We start from the raw sequence: 3937 nt of genomic DNA, 5'->3' as shown, positions 1-3937 counted from the left end.
TCCCGAGTGCCCCCGGCGAGGAGCTCCAAAGCCTAGCGCGAGATGCTCCGTCAGCTCAACCACACAATGCAGGGCTGCATCGTTTATCCGAAGAAACGCAGGCATGAGCCGGAGCCCCTGCAACTCTCGCATCGCTGATGGACTTTAGTCGTTCATTTCGGAAGTCCACCGCAGCTTCCTGCAGTTAAGCAACTGGTTGCTGTGTGCATGGCACGCAATGCGCTCCGTTCGGGCTTGTCTCGCATTCTGCAGGAGCCGCCAACAGCCGGCGCAGCCACTTCTGGTCTGCCTCCCGCCGGGCGTTGAAGCGATCGACGCATTTCCTGGAGCAAAGGGCCGTTCGCCACCAGTAATGGCGGATCAGCCCGAACCTTCCACCACACACCGCACAGCACCCTCGGTTTTCGGAGCTATGAGAGCTATTCTGCATTTTCGCCTCCTTTGGCGGACCCTCGTGCGGCAACATCGTGCCCGCACGTAAAGAGCGGCACCGTTTCTGCTAAATGTGGCTGCATTTTCGGGCACCGGGCGCACGAGCTCGGCTCTTTGTGCGCCCTCGTGGCGAAGCGATACGCTCGATCGCGTTGCGTCGCCCGATTAATCGGCGACTGTAGCCAGGTTTTGATCTCGAATGATGCAATGAGCAGCGCTGGAGAGACAAAATCCTGCGCAGATGCATACAACGCCGGCGTTTTTCGCCGGATACCTCCTCGGGGTAGCAGCATCCCACTGTACCCGCGAGTCCAGTTCCGGCGCGGTCGACTCAGGAGGGGCGACGTGTGATCGCCCTATTGACGTTCGCGATCCGCTCCCATCTCGACCATAGTCACGAAGGTGTGCGGCTGCTCTCCGGCGCCGCCAATCTGCAGCCGTCGCGCACAGATCACACGCCGTCCGCGAACGGGGCTGTCGATAGTATCGACAATGGGTTCGAACTGTTGCTTCTGGGCAAGCAACTGCCGGTCGCGCCGTTCGATCAAGTCGGCCGCCTCCGGGGAGAACAATTCGCGGTCCTGCCGACGATTTCGGCCCGCGACATGCCGATCATCTTCTCCGCAGCCTTGTTGACGAAGAGGTAACGCAAGCTGCGCGCGTCCTTGGCGATGATGCCTTCGTGAACGTTCTCGACAATGGTGGCCAGCAGACGCTCAGTCCTCTCCAACATCCGCTGGCCATGTCGCAGGTCGGTGACGTCCTCATGCACGGACACCCACCCGCCGCCATCCATCGGACGCTCGTAGATATTGATGGTGCGGCCGTCATTTAGCGCGATCTCATAGGCGGTCGGCTCGCGCCGGGCGATTCGATCGAGAATCGCCGCGAGATGTTTCGCGATGTCGTCGCTGAAGAGCCCGCTCTTGATACGATGCTGCAGGATTTTCTCCAGCGTAGAGCCAGCCCTGATCGTCTCTGGCAGATTGTAGATCCGCCGATAGTTATTGTTCATCGCGACGACATTGGCCCTGCCGTCAAGCATGATGAGGCCTTGCGGCATGCTGTTGATCGCCGCCGATAACTGCCACTTCTTGGCCTGGTACTTGTCGTTGAACTGGTCGCGCTGGGTTATAGCGGCGTCGCGTTGCTGCGCCGTGTTGAACTCGAGCTGCTCCAGCTCTAGAATCTTTTGCATGGCATCACGGAAGTGCTGCATGTTGCGGGCCAGATGCCCGATCTCGTCGTGCCGCATCAGATGCGGCACCTCGCTCTTGATGTCTCCTGCGGCGATCCGGTCGGTTGCTTGCGCGATATCGGAGAGCCGCCCGACCACGGAGTCGCGCATGACGAGGACGTTGATCGCGGCAAGGACCAGCGCCGCGAGTCCAAGCATGAATAGGTACCAGGCCGCATAGCGGTTCTCGTCAGCAAGCTGGTCGGCTTCGCGGGCTCGCTTATCGTAGGATCGCTGCAGTGCCTCGAGGTCAGCATTGAGCTTGCTGCGCACGGTGCGATTGGCCTGGTTATCGCCCCATTCACGAGCCGCGGCCGGACTGATCTCGAGCCCCGCCGCACCAGTTCCAGCCGAAAGTCGATGAACTGCATCACTCGCTGTTTGAACGCCTCGAATTGCTCGAGATCGTCGGGATGGACAGTCTGCTCCCAGCGCATCATCACCGCCGTGAGCTCGCCGCTGCACTTGACCAACTCGTCCGCGAATTGCTTTACTTTCGCCGGTTCGGTGGACATGTAGATCCCGCGCGACTCCATCACGATCGCGTAGATCAGGGCGTTGACGCGCCCGATATTGACGGCAGCCGACGCCGAATCGATCTGCATGTGCCGATAGTTCGTCTGCAGGCGCACGCATTGGACCGACATCACCAACAGAAACATTGTGACGATCGTCAAAAATCCGGCGATGGAATAGACTTTGTCGGCCACGCTCAGGCTACCGGAGCCGCGCACAAAGCGGACAAACCTTTGCAGCGTCGTGGTCGCGGTCTGCGCCCCAAAGCCCACCGTCACTGCGTTCATGATGCACCTATCCGGTCTAGAATGGCAGAGAATTGGTCCCGCAGGGCTAGCGGAGACTTCACGGCCTCGCCTCGGTTTATCTTTCGAAGGTCCCACGCGCCAGAGCATCTCTTCGCGAAACGGTCTGAGGAGGCTGCGCTGCGGCTGCACCGGTTGATATGTCGCCCCCGCGATCAAAGTCTAAGGGCAGCCGGCGTAGGCAGGGATGATGGCCTGAACGCACAAGGCACTCCAACGGCGCGCGATAACGGCTGCTGGTCCGCTTGCAAGTGGCCGGCCTGCTGAGGCGCGCAAGTGGGCGACGTCACCTGAAAGAGCAGCCGCGATGGCGCGGGACAGGCAACGACTGAGAGATAAGGTGGTGAACTATCAGACAATCACGCTGGAAAAACGCGTTCTTTCCGAGGATTTGCATGAATAGCGCGTAGGATTCCCTGGTCGACGCAAGGCAACGCTCGGCGAGCTCTTTGCGCGGCACTGAGGGCGCCAATCGCGACCTTGTCTCTCTCGGGTAGTTCCGACCAGGAGGCAATTTCACCTCGCGTCGACGGTGTGCTCGTTCCTTCGAATGTGAAGGCGAAGGCAAACTGGGGCTCCATAGCCCCTGTCAACAGGTCTGCGCTCCGCGCGGGCCCGTTGGCCACCGCTCATCTTGACGCTTGCTCAGCTTGAGCTTTCCGAATCAACGCCAGGGGTTTCCCGGGCCCGACCGGTTCTGCGTTGACCACTTCGTACTCGCACCGACCGTTTTCGACTGCGCCAGCCAGCATGTGCGGTATCAATGCCGCGGTTCCGATGGGTTCGAACAGTCTGCTGTGTTCAGAATAGCCTGCTGCATCCTTGCCGGGCTGCCGCTCCAAGACGATTGAACGTCCGTTCGGCATGATCAGCCGCGTCCAGTCCAGCAGAACGCGCGACTGGCCAAAAGCGACCTGGCTGTCGTACCCGCCGATGAGCCTTGCTCCCTGAGGCCGCTATGTTGACGGCCAGTCGTGGCGCTTCTCGGCATGGCCAAGCACGCCGTCGCCTCTGGGCTCCCCCAAGACTGCACCCACGGCACGTCGCCGGCTTCAAGCTCGCCGATAATTTTGTGGTGATTTTGCCTTAAAGGCTTGTCTGGTCCTCGCCAGTGCACGCCCGAAGGTCGTGTCTGGGCATCGCGGATCTCCGCGGCGGGCGCCGCGAGCCTCTCTCGCGGCCTGTGACCCGTCACGGCAAACCCGGCCAAAACTCTTATTCTCAGCCTCTTCGGACGGAAGCGACGCCACTTGACCAAGCGGCCGCGTGGTTCGGTTAGCGAGCGCGCTGCACGCACACAGATGACAGAATGCAAAATCTGCGACGCGCTCGGCCTTCTATTTCATTCTTCGGGACTTGGCCTTTAGGTGCCTTGGGGCCCAAACCTACCAGGCGTGCGCCAAGGGCGCATCGCCTCAAGGCAAAATGGCACCCGGAGAGCGTGAGC

Annotated in this window: 2 protein-coding genes and 1 pseudogene; all 3 read right to left on the bottom strand. The window is 60.8% G+C overall.

Translation table 11 applies throughout. The features are described 5' to 3' along the window. Positions 1–788: 788 nt before the first annotated feature. Complete coding sequence (locus IC50_RS43650) at positions 789–980, bottom strand: hypothetical protein (protein WP_223153756.1); 192 nt, start codon at positions 978–980, stop codon at positions 789–791. Beyond that, complete coding sequence (locus IC50_RS42710) at positions 977–2134, bottom strand: PAS-domain containing protein (protein WP_244429727.1); 1158 nt, start codon at positions 2132–2134, stop codon at positions 977–979. The genes IC50_RS43650 and IC50_RS42710 overlap by 4 nt, the downstream gene beginning before the upstream one ends. Positions 2135–3293: 1159 nt before the next feature. Next, positions 3294–3443 (bottom strand): annotated as a pseudogene (locus tag IC50_RS42705) (TrbI/VirB10 family protein); the annotation flags it as partial. Positions 3444–3937: the final 494 nt, after the last annotated feature.

The organism is Bradyrhizobium genomosp. I (2014) (assembly GCF_000261685.1).
GTDB lineage: Bacteria > Pseudomonadota > Alphaproteobacteria > Rhizobiales > Xanthobacteraceae > Bradyrhizobium.
Note: the sequence above shows the minus strand (reverse complement) of the source record. Positions and strands in the feature narration are given on the sequence as shown.